The sequence below is a fragment of the Pseudonocardia abyssalis genome, from assembly GCF_019263705.2.
Taxonomy (GTDB): Bacteria; Actinomycetota; Actinomycetes; order Mycobacteriales; family Pseudonocardiaceae; genus Pseudonocardia; species Pseudonocardia abyssalis.
Map to the genome: position 1 here is coordinate 1,029,321 of NZ_JADQDK010000001.1, position 19,359 is coordinate 1,048,679.

22 protein-coding genes and 1 pseudogene are annotated in these 19,359 nt (G+C 74.5%); 11 read left to right on the forward strand and 12 right to left on the reverse strand.

Going from position 1 to position 19,359, the window contains the following annotated elements:
- Position 1: 1 nt before the first annotated feature.
- Entirely contained in the window at positions 2-319 is a 318-nt protein-coding gene (locus I4I81_RS04920) for a hypothetical protein (protein WP_218604625.1), read from the reverse strand.
- 179 nt (positions 320-498) lie between these two features.
- Here I4I81_RS04920 and I4I81_RS04925 point away from each other — a divergent pair, with 179 nt between their 5' ends.
- Genes I4I81_RS04925 through I4I81_RS04935 form a run of 3 tightly spaced genes read left to right on the forward strand, consistent with a single transcriptional unit; the run spans position 499 to position 3,069 of the window.
- Positions 499-1,503 carry an ABC transporter substrate-binding protein gene (locus tag I4I81_RS04925; protein ID WP_218604626.1) on the forward strand — a complete coding sequence of 335 codons (1,005 nt, stop codon included), beginning with the start codon at positions 499-501 and terminating at the stop codon, positions 1,501-1,503.
- Complete coding sequence (locus I4I81_RS04930; protein ID WP_226363753.1) at positions 1,500-2,339, forward strand: ABC transporter permease; 840 nt, start codon at positions 1,500-1,502, stop codon at positions 2,337-2,339. Before I4I81_RS04925 ends, I4I81_RS04930 begins: the two co-directional genes overlap by 4 nt.
- A complete protein-coding gene (locus I4I81_RS04935; RefSeq protein WP_218606055.1) occupies positions 2,332-3,069 on the forward strand; it encodes an ABC transporter ATP-binding protein in 738 nt (245 codons plus the stop codon). The genes I4I81_RS04930 and I4I81_RS04935 overlap by 8 nt, the downstream gene beginning before the upstream one ends.
- A gap of 1 nt (position 3,070) precedes the next feature.
- On the opposite strand, the gene I4I81_RS04940 is transcribed toward I4I81_RS04935, so the two are convergent.
- Entirely contained in the window at positions 3,071-3,841 is a 771-nt protein-coding gene (locus I4I81_RS04940; protein WP_218606054.1) for a tetratricopeptide repeat protein, read from the reverse strand.
- A 126-nt stretch (positions 3,842-3,967) separates the two neighbouring features.
- Between I4I81_RS04940 and I4I81_RS04945 the strand changes: the two genes are divergently transcribed.
- Entirely contained in the window at positions 3,968-4,204 is a 237-nt protein-coding gene (locus I4I81_RS04945) for a hypothetical protein (RefSeq protein WP_218606053.1), read from the forward strand.
- Here I4I81_RS04945 and I4I81_RS04950 read toward each other — a convergent pair.
- Both I4I81_RS04950 and I4I81_RS04955 read right to left on the reverse strand, forming a co-directional pair.
- Positions 4,194-4,574: a hypothetical protein gene (locus I4I81_RS04950; protein ID WP_218606052.1), complete on the reverse strand. Its 381-nt coding sequence runs from the start codon at positions 4,572-4,574 to the stop codon at positions 4,194-4,196. The two genes, I4I81_RS04945 and I4I81_RS04950, sit on opposite strands and share 11 nt — an antisense overlap.
- On the reverse strand, positions 4,571-6,187 hold the full coding sequence (locus I4I81_RS04955; RefSeq protein ID WP_218615843.1) for a CocE/NonD family hydrolase: 1,617 nt from the start codon (positions 6,185-6,187) through the stop codon (positions 4,571-4,573). The genes I4I81_RS04950 and I4I81_RS04955 overlap by 4 nt, the downstream gene beginning before the upstream one ends.
- Positions 6,188-6,224: 37 nt before the next feature.
- On the opposite strand from I4I81_RS04955, the gene I4I81_RS04960 reads away from it, so the two are divergent.
- The 3 genes from I4I81_RS04960 (at position 6,225) to I4I81_RS04970 (ending at position 8,972) form a co-directional block, all read left to right on the forward strand.
- Positions 6,225-7,328 (forward strand): ABC transporter ATP-binding protein, encoded by a 1,104-nt coding sequence (locus tag I4I81_RS04960; protein ID WP_218615844.1) that lies wholly within the window; start codon positions 6,225-6,227, stop codon positions 7,326-7,328.
- 64 nt (positions 7,329-7,392) lie between these two features.
- Entirely contained in the window at positions 7,393-7,539 is a 147-nt protein-coding gene (locus tag I4I81_RS04965; protein WP_218604761.1) for a hypothetical protein, read from the forward strand.
- A 20-nt stretch (positions 7,540-7,559) separates the two neighbouring features.
- Complete coding sequence (locus tag I4I81_RS04970) at positions 7,560-8,972, forward strand: DUF2252 domain-containing protein (protein ID WP_226363754.1); 1,413 nt, start codon at positions 7,560-7,562, stop codon at positions 8,970-8,972.
- Positions 8,973-9,060: 88 nt separating this feature from the next.
- Here the strand turns inward: I4I81_RS04970 and I4I81_RS04975 are convergent, their stop codons facing one another.
- A complete protein-coding gene (locus tag I4I81_RS04975) occupies positions 9,061-9,243 on the reverse strand; it encodes an HNH endonuclease family protein (RefSeq protein WP_218604767.1) in 183 nt (60 codons plus the stop codon).
- 58 nt (positions 9,244-9,301) lie between these two features.
- A pseudogene (locus I4I81_RS31530) lies at positions 9,302-9,703 on the reverse strand (DUF222 domain-containing protein); the annotation flags it as partial.
- A 390-nt stretch (positions 9,704-10,093) separates the two neighbouring features.
- Here I4I81_RS31530 and I4I81_RS04985 point away from each other — a divergent pair.
- Positions 10,094-10,612 (forward strand): hypothetical protein, encoded by a 519-nt coding sequence (locus I4I81_RS04985; RefSeq protein ID WP_218604762.1) that lies wholly within the window; start codon positions 10,094-10,096, stop codon positions 10,610-10,612.
- A gap of 17 nt (positions 10,613-10,629) precedes the next feature.
- Here I4I81_RS04985 and I4I81_RS04990 read toward each other — a convergent pair whose 3' ends face one another.
- Positions 10,630-10,947 carry a putative quinol monooxygenase gene (locus I4I81_RS04990; protein WP_226363755.1) on the reverse strand — a complete coding sequence of 106 codons (318 nt, stop codon included), beginning with the start codon at positions 10,945-10,947 and terminating at the stop codon, positions 10,630-10,632.
- Between the two features lie 112 nt (positions 10,948-11,059).
- On the opposite strand from I4I81_RS04990, the gene I4I81_RS04995 reads away from it, so the two are divergent.
- A complete protein-coding gene (locus tag I4I81_RS04995; protein ID WP_218604763.1) occupies positions 11,060-11,980 on the forward strand; it encodes an alpha/beta hydrolase in 921 nt (306 codons plus the stop codon).
- Between the two features lie 286 nt (positions 11,981-12,266).
- Here the strand turns inward: I4I81_RS04995 and I4I81_RS05000 are convergent, their stop codons facing one another.
- The 3 genes from I4I81_RS05000 to I4I81_RS05010 form a co-directional block, all read right to left on the reverse strand.
- Positions 12,267-12,416: a hypothetical protein gene (locus I4I81_RS05000; RefSeq protein WP_218604764.1), complete on the reverse strand. Its 150-nt coding sequence runs from the start codon at positions 12,414-12,416 to the stop codon at positions 12,267-12,269.
- 277 nt (positions 12,417-12,693) lie between these two features.
- A complete protein-coding gene (locus tag I4I81_RS05005) occupies positions 12,694-14,325 on the reverse strand; it encodes a helix-turn-helix transcriptional regulator (RefSeq protein WP_226363756.1) in 1,632 nt (543 codons plus the stop codon).
- 282 nt (positions 14,326-14,607) lie between these two features.
- On the reverse strand, positions 14,608-15,312 hold the full coding sequence (locus I4I81_RS05010; protein ID WP_218615845.1) for a hypothetical protein: 705 nt from the start codon (positions 15,310-15,312) through the stop codon (positions 14,608-14,610).
- 174 nt (positions 15,313-15,486) lie between these two features.
- Here I4I81_RS05010 and I4I81_RS05015 point away from each other — a divergent pair, with 174 nt between their 5' ends.
- Entirely contained in the window at positions 15,487-16,161 is a 675-nt protein-coding gene (locus I4I81_RS05015; protein ID WP_218615846.1) for a response regulator transcription factor, read from the forward strand.
- Entirely contained in the window at positions 16,158-18,089 is a 1,932-nt protein-coding gene (locus I4I81_RS05020; protein ID WP_218615847.1) for a sensor histidine kinase, read from the forward strand. The genes I4I81_RS05015 and I4I81_RS05020 overlap by 4 nt, the downstream gene beginning before the upstream one ends.
- Positions 18,090-18,274: 185 nt before the next feature.
- On the opposite strand, the gene I4I81_RS05025 is transcribed toward I4I81_RS05020, so the two are convergent.
- Together I4I81_RS05025 and I4I81_RS05030 are read right to left on the reverse strand one after the other, a co-directional pair.
- Positions 18,275-18,565 (reverse strand): DUF8691 family protein, encoded by a 291-nt coding sequence (locus I4I81_RS05025; protein WP_218604284.1) that lies wholly within the window; start codon positions 18,563-18,565, stop codon positions 18,275-18,277.
- Positions 18,566-18,620: 55 nt separating this feature from the next.
- Entirely contained in the window at positions 18,621-19,310 is a 690-nt protein-coding gene (locus I4I81_RS05030; protein WP_218604285.1) for a hypothetical protein, read from the reverse strand.
- Between the last annotated feature and the right edge of the window lie 49 nt (positions 19,311-19,359).

The window sequence follows — 19,359 nt, forward strand, 5'->3', positions numbered from 1 at the left end:
CCTACGACCGCTCGACCTGCAGGCCGACGTCGCGACCCGCGATCGTGTCGACGCGCACGAGCAGGCCGCCGACCTCCGCGCTCTCGCCGGGGGAGAGGTCGGCGGACTCGCCGCGGGCCGTGACGGTGACGGCGTCCGGTGTGATCGGGGCGACGCGCAGGTCGCGCTCGAACGGACCGATCTCGATCTCGACGGTCTGTTCGCCGCTCAGCGAGACGGTGCAGACGCCGTTGACGCAGCTGCTGCTCCGCGAGGTGCCGGTGCAGGCGGGCAGCGTGAGGACGGCGAGCAGGACGAGGGCGGGGATGCGGGCGCGCACAGGAGGCTCCGAGGTGGTCGGGTCGGGGCCCCAGTCTCGCCGACGGCGGCGGGAGGGGTCCCGGTCGCGTACAGTCCGGTCCGACCCGCGGGAGCCCACGATCCGAGGCTGAGAGGGCGGCAGGCGGCCGTCGACCGTTCGAACCTGACCCGGTTAGCACCGGCGTAGGGAGGACCGTCATGGCCCGTACACGCTTGTTCGCCGTGCTCGTCGCGGTACTGAGTCTCGTCCTCGCCGGGTGTTCCGGCGGGTCCGGCGACCGCACGATCCGGATCGCGCTGGACTGGACGCCCAACACCAACCACACCGGCCTCTACGTCGCGCAGGTGCAGGGCTGGTTCGCCGACGCCGGGCTCGACGTCGAGTTCCTGCCGTACAACTCGACGTCGCCGGACACGCTGGTGTCCTCCGGCGCCGCGGAGTTCGGCATCTCCTTCCAGGACTCGTTCACCTTCTCCAAGGCCGCGGGTGCCGACATCACGTCGGTGATGGCGGTCCTGCAGCACTGGGGCACCGAGATCGCGGTGCGCGCCGACCGGGCCGACATCGTCAGCCCCGCCGACCTCGACGGGGCGACCTACGGCGGGTTCGGCGGGCCCGGTGAGGTGCCGAAGATGCAGGCCGTGATCCGCGACGCGGGTGGTACGGGCGACTTCGAGACCGTCGTGCTCGGGACGTCGGCCTACGAGGCGCTGTACTCCGGTGACGTGGACTTCACCGAGCCGTTCGTCGCGTGGGAGGGCATCGAGGCCGACCTGCGCGGCGAGCCGCTCAAGACGTTCGCCTACACCGACTACGGCTTCCCGGACGCCTACAGCGTCGTCCTGATCGGGAACTCGCCGTGGCTGACGGAGAACCCCGACGACGCCCGCGCGTTCGTCCAGGCCGCGCAGCGCGGGTACGAGCTCGCCGCCGACGACCCGGCCCGCGGTGCGCAGCTGCTGATGGACGCGAACCCGGGCTTCTTCACCGAGCCCGAACTCGTGACGCGCAGCCAGGACATGCTCGCCGCGGAGTACCTGCGCGACGAGTCCGGGGCCGTGGGTCCGCAGACGCTGGAGCGGTGGAGCGGGTACTCGGGTTTCGTCGTCGACTCGGGGGTGCTGACCGGGCCGGACGGGGCCCCGGTCACCGGGCGCCCGGACTTCTCGACGTGGTTCACCAACGACTACCTGGCGCCGTGACGCTCGCCGCGGAACGCCCGGCGACCGCGACTCGGGGGCGGGAGAACAGCGACTCGCGGGCGGGGAAGCAGCGACTCGCGGGGAGGGTGGGGCCGGCGCTGCTCGTCGTCGTCGGGCTGCTCGTCGCCTGGCAGGTCGGGGTCGAGATGTCCGGGGTGCGGCCGCAGGTGCTGCCCTCGCCGCTGCGGGTCGTCGAGCAGGGGTGGGTGTTCCGCCGACAGCTCTGGGCCAACACCGTCCCCACGCTGCAGGCCACGGCCGTCGGGTTCACGGTCTCGCTCGCGCTCGCGTGGGGGCTCGCGATCGTCGTCGACTTCTCGCCGTGGCTGCGCCGGGCCCTGACCCCGCTGCTCGTGGCGTCACAGACGCTGCCGATCATCGCGATCGCGCCGCTGCTGATCATCTGGCTCGGGTTCGGGCTGGCCCCGAAGGTCGTCGTGATCGCCCTCGTCACGTTCTTCCCGATGACGGTCGGGCTGATCGAGGGGTTCGCGTCGACGCCGCGACAGGCCACCAGTCTGCTGCGCAGCATGGGGGCGTCGCGCTGGGCGCAGTTCCGCTACGTGCGGCTGCCGGGGGCGATGCCGCGGTTCTTCACCTCGCTGCGCATCGGCATCACCTACGCCGTGACGGGCGCGATCTTCGCCGAGTACGTCGGCGCGACGGCCGGGCTCGGGATCTTCATGAGCGTGCAGAAGAACTCCTTCCGCACCGACCTCGTCCTGGCCGCCGTCGTCGTGACGGCGCTGCTGAGCGTCGCGCTGTTCGGGCTGACGTTCCTGGTGCAGCGCGCGGTGGCCCCGTGGAGCCGGGATGAGGGGAGCCGGGATGGGTGAGGCCAAGGTGCAGGTCGACGACGTGCACCTCGCGTTCCCCGGTCTGCCGGTCCTCGACGGCGTCTCCTTCGACGTCGCGCCGGGGGAGTTCGTGTCGCTGATCGGACCCAGCGGCTGCGGCAAGTCGACCCTGTTCGACGTGGTCGCGGGCCTGCACCGGCCGGACGCGGGGCGCGTCGTCGTCGACGGGGAGGACGCGACCGGCCGCGTCGACCCGTTCGCCTACATGCCGCAGCAGGACCTGCTGTTCCCGTGGCGCACGGTGCTCGACAACACCGCGCTCGGCCTGGAGGTCGCCGGCGTGCCGCGGCGCGAGGCCCGGCGGCGGGCGGGGGAGCTGTTCGCCCCGTTCGGGCTGGCCGGGTTCGAGCAGGCCCGGCCCGCCGAGCTGTCGGGCGGGATGCGGCAGCGCGCGGCCCTGCTGCGCACCGTCGTGCAGGACCGCGCGGTCCTGCTGCTCGACGAGCCGTTCGGCGCGCTCGACTCGCTGACCCGCGCCGACCTGCAGACCTGGCTCGACGACGTGCGCGCCGGCTTCGGCTGGACCGTCCTGCTGATCACCCACGACATCCGCGAGGCCGTACGCCTGTCCGACCGCGTGGTGGTGCTGGGCCCGCGGCCGACCCGCGTGCGGCGCGAGGTCGCGGTGGACCTGCCGCGTCCGCGCGCGGTCACCTCACCCGCGTTCGGGGCGCTGGAGGCGGAGCTGCTGGCGGTCCTGCGGGAGTGAGCTAGGCGCTGAGCCCCAGGCGCTGCGGGGTGTGGACGTCGGCGAGGTCGGCGGCCACGGCGCGGGTGTCGGGGTGGTCGGGGCCGAGCAGGTCGGTGCAGTCGGCGAGGGCCCGCTCCAGCTCCGCGACGGCCTCGGTGACGCGGCCGAGCACCGCGTGGCAGGTCGCCAGCGTGGTCCGGACCGTGATCGTGTGCAGGTGGCGCGAGCCGAGGGCGAAGTCGGCGTCGCGCAGCGCCGACTCCAGCACGGTGACGGCGGCGGTGGTGTGGCCGCCCGCGGCCTGGGCGAGGGCCAGACCGGTGCGGGCGGCGAGGGTCCGGGTGTCGGCGGGGCCCAGGTCGCGACGGCGGACGTCGGCGACGAACGCGGACAGCTCGATCGCCTCCCCGTGCCGCCCGGCCAACCGGTACGCCGTGGCCAGCGCGTCCTGCGCGTCGACGGTGCGGGCGTCGTCGGGGCCGAGCAGGCGGGTGCGGACGTCGACCGCGGTGCGCATGAGGTCGATCGCCTCGCGGGGCCGGTCGGCCGCCGCGGTGGCGACGGCGAGGTTGCCCTCGGCGACGAGCGTGTCGGGGTGGTCGTCGCCGAGCAGCGCGCGACAGGCCACGACCGTGGGCGTCAGCAGGCGCACGGCACCGTCGGGATCGGCGTCGGCGAGGCGGTCGGCCGCCTCGGCGTTGCGGGCGGCGAGCGCCGCGACCCGCTCCGCGCGGGTGCCGTGCCGCGGCGTCGAGTTGCCGCGGTCCTCCTTGCGGTTCCACCAGGCCATGTCACGGAACGTATCGAGAACCCCGGTCGATCGTCCACCGGTGTGACCGCGATGTGGGACATTCGGCCGAATTCTCACCGCCGGTGAGAGTCCGCTCACCCCGTGGTGTCGCCGTAGGATCGCGGCGTGCGACTGACGCGCAGCGCCCGCAAGCACGGGTTCACCGCCGACGAGGTCCGTCGTGTGCTCGACGCGCCGCTGCGGTCGGTGCCGCAGCCCGATCCTGGCGGCGGGGTCGTGCTGCACATCGGGCTCACCGACGACCGCGACCTCGTCGAGGTCGTCGTCGCCGACGGCGACCCGCCGGTCGTGCTGCACGCCATGCGGCTGCGCCCGTCGAACTACCACCACCTCACGGGCTGACGCTGCGGCGGAGCACGGCCCGCGTCACGCCGCCGACCAGCGCCGTGCCGACGAGGGTGCCGACCAGCACCGCGAGCGCCCCGACCGGCCACAGGCCACTGCTGTCGTAGGACGCCGCGGTGAGCGACCACGCCGCCGTGAACGCCACCGGCACGACGGGCACGACGATCCACAGCGGGAGCCGGACCGCGGCGGCGACGGTGAGGGCCACCAGGCACACCGCGCACCCGATCACCTGCCAGGCCTCGTACGGCCCGCTCGCGACGCCGGTGACCGCGTCGATCCGGTAGGTCCGGTCCCAGGCCAGCCAGACCCACCAGCAGGCCGCGGCCGCCACGGCGAGGACGGCGGTGCCCCCGGGCCGGTTCACGAGGTGACCGGCAGGGTGAGCCGGGCTCCGCCGAGGGTGTGCACGCTCGGTACCAGCCGCGACGACTCCGCGGCCGGTTCCCCGGTGCCGAGGTTGCGCGCGAACCGCGGGTGCGACCCGCCCGCCACCAGCAGCCGCAGCCGGTGCCCGGCGGCGAACCGGTGCGCACACGCGTCGAGCACCAGCCGGACCGGGCCGGACCCGCGGTCGGGATCCAGGCGCAGCAGCACGTCGGTGACGTTGCGGGAGCGGCCGCGGGCGTCGACGTCGCAGAGGCGGACGAACACGTCGGCGTACGGGTTGTCGGTGCTGTGGACGAGCTCCACGGTCGGCTCCCCGACGACCTCCAGGTCGGCACCCAACGGCTCCCCGGTGAACACGACGACGTCGGACCGGGCCTCCAGCGCCGCATTGTCCTGCACCCCGGCGCCCGCGGTGAGGAGCCGGCCGCCGACCGTCGGGGTCGGGTCGGCGGGGTCGTAGCGGAAGCGGGTGGCGGGGGCGGGGACGTCGGCGCCGTCGGGGAGCAGCGCGTTCCCGGCCGCGGCGTGCCAGACCCGTTCCGCGGTCGGGGGCGGCCACTCCGGCAGGTCGCGCCACTCGCCCGCCCCCGTGACGTGGACGCGCACGGGGGAGGGGCGGGTGCCGACGCCGGCGAGGTGCTCGTCGAGCCAGCCCAGTGTCTCCTGTGCCACCTCGCGCGAGACCCCGGCCTGCAGGTGCGTCCAGGGTCCGACGGTCAGCGCGACCTCGGCGCCGCGGCCGCGCAGCGTGGCGTACTGCAGCAGCGTCTGGTCCAGGAACAGGTCCTGCCAGCCGCCGATCAGCAGCACCGGCGCGGCGGCGTTGTCCAGCGCGGTGGTGACGCGGCGCGCGTCCCAGAACGGGTCGGTGCGGTCGGGGTGCGAGGCCCAGCCGCGGTACCAGGCCGCGCCGCCGTGCAGCACCGGCTCCGCGGCGTCGACCAGGGGGAGGCCGGCGTACGCCCGGGTCATCGCCCGGCGCCCGGTGACGTTGCGGGCCAGGCGTCGCAACAGCCCGCCGTCCTCCTGCGTCGCCATCATCGCGCTCCAGCCCAGGAAGTCGTTGAGGGTGAACGCGCCGCGACCGTGCGTCACCTCCGCGAAGTCGTGCGGCCCGACGACCACGACCGACGCCTTCAGCTCGGGCGGCGGGTCGGTCATCAGCGCCCACTGCGTCCAGCCCAGGTAGGACAGCCCCATGGTGGCGAGCCGGCCGTCGAACCAGGCCTGCGTGCGCAGCCAGGCGACGGTGTCGAGCCCGTCGTCGACCTCGTTCACCATCGGCTCGAACACCCCGCCCGAGCCGAACGTGCCGCGGCAGCTCTGCACGAGCACGTGGTAGCCGCGGGCGGCGAGCGTGCGGGCCGACACGACGTCGAGTGGGGAGTCGCGGCCGTACGGCGTGCGCACCAGCACCGTGCCCAGCGGGTACCCGGTATCGGGTGCGAAGTGGGTCGCGAGCAGGACGACGCCGTCGCGGACCGGGACCCGCTCGGTGCCGACGGTGTACCCGGTGCGCGCGCCGGGCAGGCCCAGCGCGCGGGTGGCGAGGCGGTCGACGGTGCGGGCGACGGGACCGGGGGCGTTCATGGGGCCGATCCTGCCCCCGATGCCCTACCGTCGTGACGTGGACCTGCCGCTCACCGGACTGAGCGAGGTCACGGTCGCGCTCGGCGACGGCCCCCCGGTGCTGCGCGACGTCACCCTGCTCGCCGCACCCGGGGAGGTACTGGCCGTGCTCGGGCCGTCGGGCTGCGGGAAGACGACGGTGCTGCGGGCCGTCGCGGGCCTGGAACGGGTGAGCGGCGGTCGGGTGCTGGTGGCCGGGCGCGACGTCACCCGGACCCCGACCTCGGAGCGTCGGCTCGCGATGGTCTTCCAGGAGACGTCGCTGGTGCCGTTCCTCGACGTCGCCGCCAACCTGGGTCGGTTCACCCCGGGGGCCGAGCGGCACGAGCAGGTGGGCCGACTCGGTCTGCGCCGGCTGCTGCCGCGGATGGCGCGCACGCTGTCGCCGGGGGAGGGCGGGCGTGTCGGGGTGGGCCGCGCGCTGGTGCGCGACCCCGACGCGTTCCTGTTCGACGAGCCGCTCGCCCACCTCGACGCCGCCGAGCGCGCCCGGATCCGGCGCGTGATCGCGGCGGCGGTGGCGCGCGCGGGCGTGGCCGCACTCTACGTCACCCACGACCACGCAGAGGCGATGGCGGTGGCCGACCGGCTCGCGGTGCTGCGCGACGGCGAGGTGGTGCAGACCGACACCCCCGCCCGCGTCTACCACCACCCCGTCGACGTGTTCGTGGCCGAGGTCGCCGCGGAGTCCGGGATCGGGCTGCTGCCCGCGCGGGTCGTCGTCGCGGACGGGTTCGCCGGGTTCGCCGTCGGCGCGCGCAGACTGCCGCTGTGGGCCCCGCCGCCGGCCGGGCTCGTCGACGGGCGGCGGGTCGTGCTGGGGCTGCGCGCGGAGGTGGTCGGTGTCGCGGGGCCCGGAGCCGACCCGGGGGCCGTACGGCTGCCCGTCACGGTGGGGCGGGTCGAGCACGCGGGGCACCGGGCCACCGTCGTCGGCGAGGTGTCGGTCCCCGGCGACGCCGACGGGGCGCGGCTGGTCGCCCGCACCGCCGAGCCGCCGCGCCCGGGGGAGCGGGCCGAGTTCGTCGTCGACGCCCGGCGCGCCCACGTGTTCGACGCCGTCACCGGTCGCGCGCTCCTGCACCCCGGCGTTACACCCTGACGCCGTCCTCACCAGAAGTGATGACTGCTGCTAATGGCGGTGCCCGCTGCGGCGATGAGCAGGCATGACCGTGATCGCTCCCGCCGCCACCGCCGCCCGCGCCGTCGCCCCCGGCCCGCACCTGATGGCCGTGCCCGCCGTCGACCGCGTCGTCGGCATCCTGTTCACCCTCACCGTCGCCCTGTTCCTGCTCGGCCTCGTGGTCCTGTAGTCACTGCGTAACCTGCGCGGGTGACCTCCGCCTCCGGACACACCGTCCTCGCCGACGCCGACGGCACCGCCTACGCCTCGCTGCGTCAGCGGCCCGTGGAGCGGGCCGAACGGCACGCGATGGGCAAGGCCCTGCGCAAGCGGGTGCCCCGGTCCTCGCTCGCCGACTGGAACCCCGGCCCCGAGCGCCCCGACCCGGTCGCGCAGATCACCGAGTCGCACGTCGGGCGCGTCGAGTCCCTCGTCCCGATCCGGGTCGGCCGGATGGCCGCGTCGCCGTACGGGTTCCTGCGCGGCACCGCCGTCGTCATGGCCACCGACGTCGCCGCGCTGCCCCGCACCGGCATCACCCCCGTCGTCTGCGGGGACGCCCACCTGGGCAACTTCGGCTTCTACGCCTCGCCCGAGCGCGACCTCGTGATCGACCTCAACGACTTCGACGAGGCCCACCCCGGCGCGTGGGAGTGGGACCTGCGGCGGCTCGTCGCGAGCATGTGGGTCGCCGGACGGCACGGGTCGGCGTCGGAGGACCAGTGCGCCGACGCCGTGCGCACGTGTGTCGCCGCGTACCGCGACGAGGTGCGCTTCCTCGCCGAGATGCCGCTGCTGTCGCGCTCCTACGAGCGCCTCGACGTCGACCGGCTCTCCGAGGAGAGCCCGCGCGCACTGCGGGCCGAGGTCGTCCGGGCCGCCCGGCGGGCGCGCAGGCGCACCGGGGACCGCGCGCTGCCGCGGTTCACCGAGGAGGTCGAGGGCACCCGCCGGCTCGTCGAGGAGCCGCCGCTGATCACCCGGCTGCCCGGCGCCGAGGCCGACCTCGTCGCCGCCGCGCTCGACGACTACCTGCAGACCCTCGCTCCGCACTGGCGCCGTGTGCTGGGCGGCTACACGCTGCTCGACGTCGGGCACAAGGTCGTCGGCGTCGGGAGTGTGGGGCTGCGCGCGTACGTGGCGCTGCTGGAGGGCTCCGCCCCAGACGACGTCGTGTTCCTGCAGCTCAAGCAGGCGCGCCGCTCCGTGTTGGCGCGGCACGTGCACGGCGACTCGGCCCTGCACGCGCACCAGGGGCAGCGGGTCGTGGAGTACCAGCAGGCGCTGCAGACCGTCAGCGATCCGCTGCTGGGCTGGGCCAGCGTCGGCGACCTGCAGTTCTACGTACGCCAGTTCCGCGACATGAAGGGCTCGATCGACCTCGAGGGCATCCGGCCTGCCGCGCTCGTCGACTACGCGGGCGTCGTTGGGCACCTGCTGGCCAAGGGGCACGCCCGCACCAGCGGGGCGTCGATGATCTCCGGGTACGTCGGCCGCGGCGACAACCTCGACCGGGCGCTGAGCACGTTCGCGCGCCGCTACGCCGACCAGACCGAAGCCGACCACGCCGCGCTCGTGGCCGCCGTCGACCGCGGGAAGGTGGCCTGCGAGCCCGGCTACTGACCCGATCCGTGTGGGGCGTCCGCCACGACGCGGTGTCTCACGGAGCGGCGCGGGTGCCGTCCTGATACGGGTGATCGTCAGGCCGGGGTCAGGTGTCGGCAGGTGTGCGGGTGGGGTCGATCCACTTCGGTGGGAGGAACTCCGGTAGCCCGTCGCGGATGCGGACCAGCCAGTCGGTGTGGTGGATCCGGCGGTGATGGGCCTTGCACGGCATCACGAGGTTGTTGATCTCCGTGTGACCGCCGTCGGCCCGGTGCGGGATGTGGTGGATGTCGGACCGGGACGGTGGGGAGTCGCCCGGCGGCGCGGGTGTTCAGGACGCGGTCGATGACCTCGACGTGCCGCAACCCGATCGTCCCGGCGGTGAACGCAGCGGAGGTGGCGGGCCATCGTGCGGGGAGCTGTTCTCCGCTCAGGGTGGTGCGGGCGTGGACGTCGGTGGCGGCGGTGACGAACCGTCGGGCGTCACGGTGTTCCCAGGACAGCAGGCCCGACAGTGCGGCCGCGGTGGTCGGAGAACCCCGGGTGCGCAACGTGCCCTGGTCGTCGAGGGTGGCGACGGCCGCGGTGGAGTTCGCCTCGACCCGGCGTGACGCGCCCTCGCAGCGGGTCGGCAGCGGGATCAGGTCGGTCTCGGAGGCGGTGCTGGTGGCTGCGACGACGGCGTCGAGCGCGGCGGCGAGGTGCTGGTGCGCGTGTCGGAGGATCGCCGGCCATACCTGACCAGGTATCTCCGCAGTTCAGGGGCCTTTCGGCATCTCGGATCTCCGGCCTGGGTGCCCGGCCACCGGACGGGTGCGGGTCGAGCGAGCAACCACCGGATGTCCGGGTCAGGTGGGCGGCCGTCCCCGACCGAGGTGCCCGACCCGGCGCCATGCCCTCCCGACAGGAGAGGCGAGACGCCCGGTGGTCCCGAGACCGCAACCCCACCGCCCGAGCCGAGCTGTGCTCGTCGGCCGGCGGTCCTGGCCCGCAGGAGACGGGCTCACCACGGATCCGCCGCGCCGGCAACGGAGGCGGACCGCAACGGCGGACTGGCCGGGCACCATCGGCAAACTCGCCGGGTGCTGTTGGCGCACCCGCAAGGGTCGGGGGCGGGGCGGCTGCCTAGGGTGACCGGCATGACGGACGAGCGTGGAGCCCGGGAGATCGCGCAGGCCGCCGAGGCGATCGGTGACCTGCTCTACCGCGCGGTGGAGGCCACCCTGGAGGACCCCGCTCCCGAACCGGCCCGTCAGGCCGCGGCGCAGCTCTACGACGTCGACTCCCGCACCGTCCCGGAGAGCGACAGCGGGCCCGCGCAGCTCATGGGCACGCTGACGCTGATCCGGTTGCTGGGCCTGGTCCGCGAGTCGACGGCCGACCGTCCGGAGCGGGTCGACGAGGTGCTCGGCTGGATCACGGAGTCGATGGGGAAGCGGTACGCGGCACGGGCGAAGTACGTCACCGGCGTGCTGCGGAGCGAGACCGACACCGCCGACGTCCCCGGCATGCGGCAGGTGCTGATGACGGAGTTCGTGCCGTCGCTGGTGTGGCTGCTGGCGGGTTCGGTCGCCGTCTTCGGCGAGGGCGACCTGGACTGGCTGCGCGGCCTGGAGGCCGGTACCCCGACGACGGCCAGCTTCCTCACCGGGAGCTGACCGCCGCGGGGGACCGGTCAGGCGATGCGGTTCAGGGTGGTGATGACGAGGTCGCCGTCGAGCAGCTCGGGGATCTTCGGCAGCGCGGCCTGCAGGTGCGGGGTGCCCAGGTGGGCGTCGAGCGCGGCCTGGTCGGTCCAGTGCTCGATGAAGATGAACACGGCCGGGTCCTGCGAACCCTGGTGCAGCGCGTAGGTGGTGCAGTCGGCCTCGGCGCGCGTCGGCGGGATGAGGGCCTCGAGCACCTCCTGCAGCTCCCGCTCCTTGCCCGGCTTCGCGCGCATGGTCGCGACGACGGTGAGCAGGCTGCGGTCGTCGTCGGTGGGGATCGACACGGGTACTCCTCGGGGTGGTTCGGCGGTGAACAGCGATCACCGTAGTGCGCGAACCGATAGCCTCTCCACGGCGAAGATGTGGTGGGCGCCACAGGAGCACGAGGGAGCGGGAATGGTCAGCGAGACCGGGTTCGACAGCCACGGCACGCGGTGCGCCGCGTGGTACCTGGAGGCCACCTCCGACGCCCTCGCCGGCTCCCGCGGCCGCCCGTGTGTGGTGATGGGGCACGGGTTCGGGGCCACCAGGGACGCCGGGCTGCTGCCGTTCGCCGAGCGCTTCGCCGCCGCGGGCGCCGACGTCCTGGTCTTCGACTACCGCGGCTACGGCACCTCCGACGGCACCCCGCGCCAGAACGTCTGGCACGTGCGGCACCGCGAGGACTACCACTCGGCCGTCGCCCACGCCCGTGGTCTCGACGGCGTCGACCCCGACCGCATCGTCCTCTGGGGCAGTTCGTACTCCGGCGGGCACGTCGTGCCGGTGGCGGCGAAGGACGGCCAGGTCGCGGCCGTGATCTCCCAGGGCGCCGCGATGGACGGGCTGGCCGCGCTGCTGGAGATCGGGCGCTACGCCGGGGTCGGCCAGCTGCTCAAGCTCACCGGCCACGCGCTGCGCGACATCGTCGGATCCGTGCTGGGCCGCGAGCCGCACCTCATCCCGGTCGTCGGCCCGCCCGGCTCGCTCGCGGCGATCACCGCCGAGGGCGCCGAGACCGGCTACCGCTCGATCATGGGCCCGACGTTCCGCAACGAGATGTGCGCCCGCGGCGCCATCCTCATCCCGCTGAACCGCCCGGTCACGGCGGCGTCGCGGCTGCGGGCGCCGATCTTCCTGGTGGTGGCGGCCGACGACAACATCGCCCCGCCGTCGGCGGTGCGTGCGGTGGCCGCGAAGGCGGGTGCCGGCTCGGAGATCCTGGAGCTGCCCTCCGGTCACTTCGACATCTACTCAGGCGAGTTCTTCGAGCGATCTGCGGCCGCACAGGTCGCATTCCTGCAGCGCACACTACGTGTGGAGGCAGCGGCAGGCTGACCGGAGCGCCGGCTCAGCGCTCCCTCACCTGATCATGTGGGGCGTGGATCTCGCCCCGCTGGTCGCCGGCTTCCGGCGCGATCTGCGCGCGCAGCGGCCGAGCCCGCTGACGATCCGCAACTACGAGCACTCCATCACCCAGTTCTGCGAGTGGCTGCAGGCCTCGGTCGGCCGGGCTCAGCCTGCGCGTCGACGATCGCGGTCCACTCGGCGAGGTAGCGCCGCACCTCCGCATGAGCTCCGCGACCGAATGCGGCGGCGAGCCGAGGCCGCGGAGGCTGTCCCGCTACAGCCGACGTAGAGATCGGAACAGCCATGCGCCCGCACCGAGGCAGCTGACCACCGCGGGGAGCAGTGCTCCCACCGCGGCGAGCATGATGCCGGTGACGAACAGGACGGTCGCCAGCACGAGTTGCGCGAGCAAGCCGACCGTCACACCGTCATCGTCCTCCAGGACGGCACGGCACGTCTGACCGATATGAGCCGGACGGTCGGACGCGGCATGCGGCGGTCACGGTGTACCGACGTGAGGCTGACGCGGATCCGTGGTCATGCCGATCGTTGCGAGTCCCGCGGAAGTGGCCGTCCACACAGGACGGATGCAGCGAACCGGTCGCCGGCCAGGGATTCCGTGATGCGGGGGCCCCGACGACGACGCCACCGTCGCGTCGCACCCGAGAACGGACTCCGGACCTGGTCGGAGACATGGAGTGCTATTCGCCCGCGACCGGCTCAAGTCTGCGACGGCTCTGCACCGTCGAGGTCGCGGTCAGCGCCACGACGAGCAGCATGGCCGTGAGCATGGCCGGTGCGGTGACGGTCGCGACCACGGCGTGCGGACCGTGGTCGAAAAGGTCGGTGGTGTCACGGTTCGCGAACCCGTCGGAGGCGTACCGGCCAATGGCGATCGTGAGTTCGACGGCATGTCCGAGCGTACCGAGGGGCAGGGCGACGGACAGCGCTCCGGCCAGCATCCGGGTGGCGCGTGTCGTGGCACCGCCACGGTGCCGCCACGTCATGAGGACGGCGGGGACCAACAGCCCCAGGGCGATCACGTGGTGGGCGATGTGGAGCAGGCTCGTGTTCCCGAAGGACGCGAACACGAACAGGGACAGGAACGGCAGCCAGACCAGCGCGGACAACACGAGCAGGCGACGCACCACAGGAAGCTCCTCCGGGACGGGTGACAGTGCGTCGGAGCGTAGGAATCCGCTGCTCAGGACCACATCGGCGAAACCGCCTAACCGGTCGCACGCGGGGGTGCGGGTGCCGTCGCGGAAGGCCAGAACAGCATGTACCCGACGGTTGTCCTGCGGAGAGTCCGGTAGATCGAGCTTGGCGAACACCGAACGCAGATGGGCGTCGACGGTCCGCTGGGACAGCACCAGGCGGGCGGCGATCCCGGCGTTGGACAGGCCCTCCGCGAGCAGCGCGAGGATCTCGTTCTCGCGCCCGGTCAGCGACCCCAGGTGGCCGGATGTCGCCCGGTCCGGCGCAGCGGAGACCATCGGCACCGCTTCGTCGTCGGAGCGCTGACCGGCACTGGGCAGCCGGACCGTCAACGCCCGCGACGCGCACACGACGCAGACGGTCAACGCCAGGTACATCCCGCCGTACACGACGGCGGCCGCAGCGTCCCCGTCGGACGGGCCCACCGACCCGCAGAGCATGACGAGTGCCGCGCCGGCCAGCGATGACGCTCCGACGGTGGCGAGCCGGCGCACGGCCTCGGCCTCGGCACGACGGGTGGCGAGCAGCGCTGCCAGCGGACCGAGCAGGACGGTGGCCAGGAACGCGGCGTTGAGCGCCGTCCCGATGACGACGCCCGGCGGCCAGATCAGCGGTGCGCGGGCGGTGAGCGGAGCGAAGTCGTCGAAGAACGCCGCGAAGGACAGGACGGCCGCCACGAGCAGCCCGAGGACGACCGCCACCGGGCGGCGGGTGGACCCGCGACCCAGGTAGCGCACGGCGAGCAGCGGCAGCAGTGAGAAGGCGGCCAGGACGGGGAGGTGTGCCGTCCCGGCGAGTACGGCCGTGGCCCAGGCGAGGGGTGTGTCCGGAGCGGCCGCAGAGGTGAGCGTCGCGAGTGCCGACCAGCCGGGTACTGCGAGCGCGGCCAGCGCGAGCCCGGCCACCGCGCGCCGCCAGGTGATCCAACCCGGGTCGAGGGTGCGGTAGGTGTGCACGAGAGCGGCGGCGGCGACGAGCGCGGCGGCGAGCACCGCGTAGGACGCACCCCCGAGCGGTACCGGGCCCTGCCGGGCGACAACCACCGCAGCCGTGACCGGTAGCGCGAGACCACCGACGAGCCAGGAGAACGGGAGCCGGGAACGGTGGACCGCCACGGTTGGGGAGACTACGGCGGGTTCCGTGGTTCGGGCGTCGTCCGGAACGGGAGGACCGCGGTACTCGGACAAGGGCGACGTCAGCACATCTCCCCGTGCGTCACCGCCCGTTGCGCGGATCGTCGCACTGCTCGACCCGGCCCGTCTCCGCCGTCGCCAACGCCCGTCGCCAACGCAGGACACCGTCCGGCCGGGACCGTTCCCGGCCGGGGTCCGGGGCCGCTTGCTCTGGCCCGGGGCTCGGACTCGCGCGTCGCGAGGGGGCCGGGGCTCGGACCCGACTCAGTCCGCGCTGCGGGGGAAGGGGGGCAGTTCCCACTCGTCGTCGGGGGTGCGCAGCACGCGGAGTGCGAGCGCGCCCATGCCCAGTGCGGTCAGGCCCCAGGCCGCGAGGTCGAGCAGGGGCATCGCGAGAACGACGGACACCACGTGCAGCGGCTGCGACACGATCATCAGCGCGGCGACGGGTGTGCTGAGTAGCCGGGCCCGCCGGGCCGCCACGCCGAGCAGCACGGTGCCGACGACGTGCCCGAGGACGAAGACCAGCAGGGCGATCGTGGGCGGGACGAGCGTGTCGGCCGCGGCCACCAGGTCCTCGGCCTGTGTGCTGGTGAGCCCGGCTGCGGGTGCGATCGCGTAGACGGTGTCGACGAAGCCGAGGGTGTACATCGCGAGATAGCCGGGCACGAGGAAGGCGGCGGTCCACAGCGCCAGGGTGGGCACGTAGCGGTGGAGCAGGTGCAGCGCGGTGTACGCGCCCGGGAGCAGGGTGAACGTGGCGACGAGCCCGAGCCACAGCACGAGCGTCATCGTCGACGGTGCGGCGAGGGCGGCGGCGGCGTCGGGCGGGTAGACCGACCGGATCACCGCGACGGCGGCGGGCCCGATCGGCATCAGCACGGCGCCGAGGACCCGGCGCAGGGTGCGGCGGTCGCGCACGGGCGTCGGGCCGGGACGGGCGGGTGGGGCCTGCGGGTCGGTGGACATGGCGACTCCTGGTCGGGACGGGTCTCGGGCTGACCCGCCGAGCGTGGCGGCGGAGGTGCTCCGGGCGCCCGGGGTGCGCGCCCCTGCAGGACCCGCCCGACCGGGAGGAGTTCCCGGGTGCACCCGGGATCGCGCCCCTACCCGGCACCGGGGGCGGTGCCGGAGAATCGCCGGATGCCGCGGGCCGCCGGACAGGGCGAGATCAGGGTGCTCGTCGTCGACGACCACCCCATCGTGCGCGGCGGGCTGATCGCCCTGCTGGACACGCTCCCGGGCCTGGTCGTGGTGGGCGAGGCCGGCACCGGGCGCGACGCCGTGGCGCTGGCCCGGCGGCACCGGCCCGACGTCGTGGTGATGGACCTGCGGATGCCCGATCTCGACGGGGTCGCCGCGACGCGGGTGATCCGCGCCGAGCTGCCGGACACGGCGGTGCTGGTGCTGACGATGTTCGACGAGGACGTGCTGGTGGCCGCGGCACTGGCGGCGGGGGCGCGGGGCTACCTGCTGAAGGGGGCGGAGTCCGCCGAGATCGACCGGGCCGTGCGGGCGGTCGCCGGGGGAGTGGCGATCTTCAGCCCGACGGTGGCCGACCAGGTGCTGCACCGGGCCGGCACGCCGCCGACCACCGTGCTCACCGGGCTCACCCCGCGGGAGCGGGACGTGCTCGACCTGGTCGCGCGCGGGCTGGGCAACGCCGCGATCGCCGGCCGGCTGGGCCTGTCGCCCAAGACGGTGGGCAACCACGTGTCGGCCCTGTTCGGCAAGCTCGGCGTGGCCACCCGTGCGGAGGCGGTGGTCCGGGCCCGGGAGGCGGGGCTCGGCACGGGACCGGCGGAGCCGGTGAGATGACCGCCGGCCCCGCACCCGGGCGCACCACCGCACTCGCGCTGGCGTCGCTGGGCGCGCTGCTGGTCGCCCTGCTCCTCGCCGTCGCGGCCGTCGGGATGAGCCGGGGGCACCCGTTCGAGCCCTACGTGGTCACGAACCTGGTCGTCGGTGCGGGCTACCTGGCCCCGGCGGCGGTGATCGCGTGGCACCGGCCCCGCTCGTGGCTGGTGCTGCTGCTGGCGGTGGGCGGGGTCGGGCACCTGCTGTCCGGGGTGGGCCTCGCCGGCGTCCGGCCCGCCCTCGACGCCGGCCTGCCCGGGCTGTCCGACGCGCTGGGCGTGCTGGCCGGGCTGGGATGGCTGTTCGGGTTGGGACCGCTGTTCCAGCTCCTGCTCGTGCTGTACCCGGACGGGCGGCTGCCGTCGCGGCGCTGGAGCTGGTACCCGTGGGCCGCGGTCGGGCTGCTCGTCGTGTCGGTCGGGGCACAGCTCGTCGACCCGGACGGGGTGCTGGCCACCGGCGGCCTCGCCCCGGCCGACCTGGCGCTCACGGCGGTCGCGGTCGGCGCGCTCGTGGGCCGGTACCGGCGCGGTGACGAGGCGGTCCGTGGTCAGGTGCTGTGGTTGCTGCTCGCGGTGCTGGTCCTGGTCGCGGTCAACCTGGAACGCGCGGTGTCCGGCTCCGGTCCCGAGTTCGGGCTGCTCGCGTTCGCGTGCGTGCCGGTGGCGATGGCGATCGGGATCGTGCGCCACAACCTGCTCGACATCCGGGTCGTGGTGGCCCGCACGGTGCTCTACGGCGCGCTCGTCGCGGCGCTGCTCGCCGTGTACGCGGTGGTCGCCGCGGCGACGACGTGGCTGTTCCCGGTGGACCGGGCCGGGTGGGGGCCGGTGGCGGCCGTCCTGGTCGTCGCGTTCGCGCTCGGTCCGCTGCGGGACGTGCTGCGCCGCGGCGTCAACCGGGCGTTCTACGGCGGGCGGGCCGACCCGGCGGTCGCCGCGGAGCTGGTCGGGCGCCGGCTCGGGGACGCCGCGGGCCTCGGGGACGTCCTGGAACAGGCCCGGTCGACGCTGCGGCTGCCCGGCCTGGAGGTGCGCGACCCGGCCGGTGAGGTGCTCGCGACGGCCCCGCCCGGGGCGGCGGCCGGCCCGCCGCACATCCGGACCGGGTACGCCGAGATCGCGCTGACCAGCCGCGGGGAGCAGGTGGGGACCCTCGGGGTCACCCTGCGGACCGGGGAGTTCTCCCTGCACCGCGACGACAGCGCGGCGCTCTCGGTGCTCGCGGGCCCGATCGCGCTGCTGCTGCGGGAGTCCGCGCTCGCCGAGGCGCTGCGCACCTCCCGGGCGGGCGTCGTGCGGGCCAGGGAGAGCGAACGGTCGCTGCTGCACCGCGATCTGCACGACGGGCTCGGCCCCACCCTCACCGACGCCGCGTTCCGCGCCGACGCGGCGGCGAACCTGGTGCACCGCGACCCGGACGCCGCCGTCGCGCTGCTCGCCGACGTCCGCGCCGGCGTCCGCGGAGCGCTCGACGAGGTGCGCCGGGTCGTGTACGGCCTGCGCCCCCTCGCCCTGGAGGAGCGGGGTCTGCTCGGTGCGGTGCGGGAACGGGCGGCGAGTGCCCATCCCCTGCCGACCACCGTCGACGCACCGGACCCGCTGCCCGACCTCACCCCGGCGGTGGAGCTCGCCGCCTACCGGATCGCCTCGGAGGGCATCGCCAACGCCCAGCGGCACTCGCGCGGCCGGCGGGTGCGGGTCCGGCTCGAACACCGGGCGGACCTCCTCGTCGTCGCCGTCGAGGACGACGGTGGGGCCCCGGACGGCTACCGACCCGGCGTCGGTCTGCGGTCGGTGGCCGAACGCGCCGAGGAGCTCGGAGGCAGCGCGGAGGTCGTCGCCGACGACACGACGTGGCTGCTGACCGCCCGGCTACCCCTGCGCTGAGCCAGGTACCGCCGCTCCCTGGAGGCCGGCAGCGGTGTCGTCGCGGTGAGCCATGTCGAGCCGGCAGCCGATCCACCCCTTGCACACCCTGGCATCCGGGAGGCGACCGTGTGCGGAGGAGGACGACTCCGCAAGGTCGGTGTCCTGATGCCGGAGCCCGGGCCGCAGTGTCCCCCACCTCGAGGTCACCCTTCCGGACCGCGCTCGCCGGGGCGATCGGGCATCCGGTCGACACCCGCGACGGCTGTGCGGTTCCGGGGGCAGACCGGCGGGACGACCTCGACGGACATCAGGATGACGCCGAGATCGCGGACCTTGGCGAGCAGGCCGTGCAGCGCCGCCTGGTCCGGGACGTCGCCGGTGAGGGTCGTCGTCCCGTCGGGGTCGCGCACCAGGGCGAGGCCGTCGAACCAGGCGGACCAGCGGTCCCCGAAGTGCCCGTCGATCCGGATCCGGTAACCGGCCGGCCGGCTCACGGGATGCGGGACCGGCGGTTCGCGACGACTCGGGCGGCGGGTGCGCCGGCCGGCACTAGACGTCGGCCGGGTCGAGTCGCGCGGTGCCGGGCGTGGGCAGCGACGGCCCGGCCGCCGCACTCTGCCGCCCGCGCCACAGCGAGAACCCGAGGCCGATCAGGGCGACGGCGACGGGGACGGCGAACAACCGCTGGTTGATCTGCGGCAGGAAGGGGATGGCGGCGGTGGCCAGAGCGCCGACGGCCAGCAGCGCGGAGGCCCAGCGGGCGAGCACGCCGGCGCGGAGCAGCGCGAGGCCGAACAGGACGCCGCCGCCGATGTAGGTGGCGCCGGAGACCGCGCTCAGGGCCGCGAACGGGCCGATGTCCCCGCCCGCGGTGCCGCCGGTGGCCACCGCGAGGACGTCGTCGACGTAGCCGGGCGCGCTCACGGCGACCGACGGCAGCACACACAGCCCGATCAGCTCCACGCCCAGCAGGGCGAGGTAGCCCGCGCCGAACACGAGGTAGGCGACCAGGCCGAACACCCCGATCCGACGCACCTGGTGCAGGTACATGCCGGTGACACCGGCGAGGGCGAGGACGGCCATGAGCACCTTCGCGCTCTGCCGCAGGGCCCACTCCGTCGTGCTGACGAGCGCGGCGTCCAGCGGCGGGTGGTTGATCTGGACGGCGATGAACAGCAGGCCCGCGACGACGGCGGCGAGGCCGGCCGCCCGGCTCAGCTTCGTGGTGGTGACGGTCATGTCCGGCTCCGTGTCCTCGGGTTCCGAGGCGGGCGCCGCGGGATGCCCC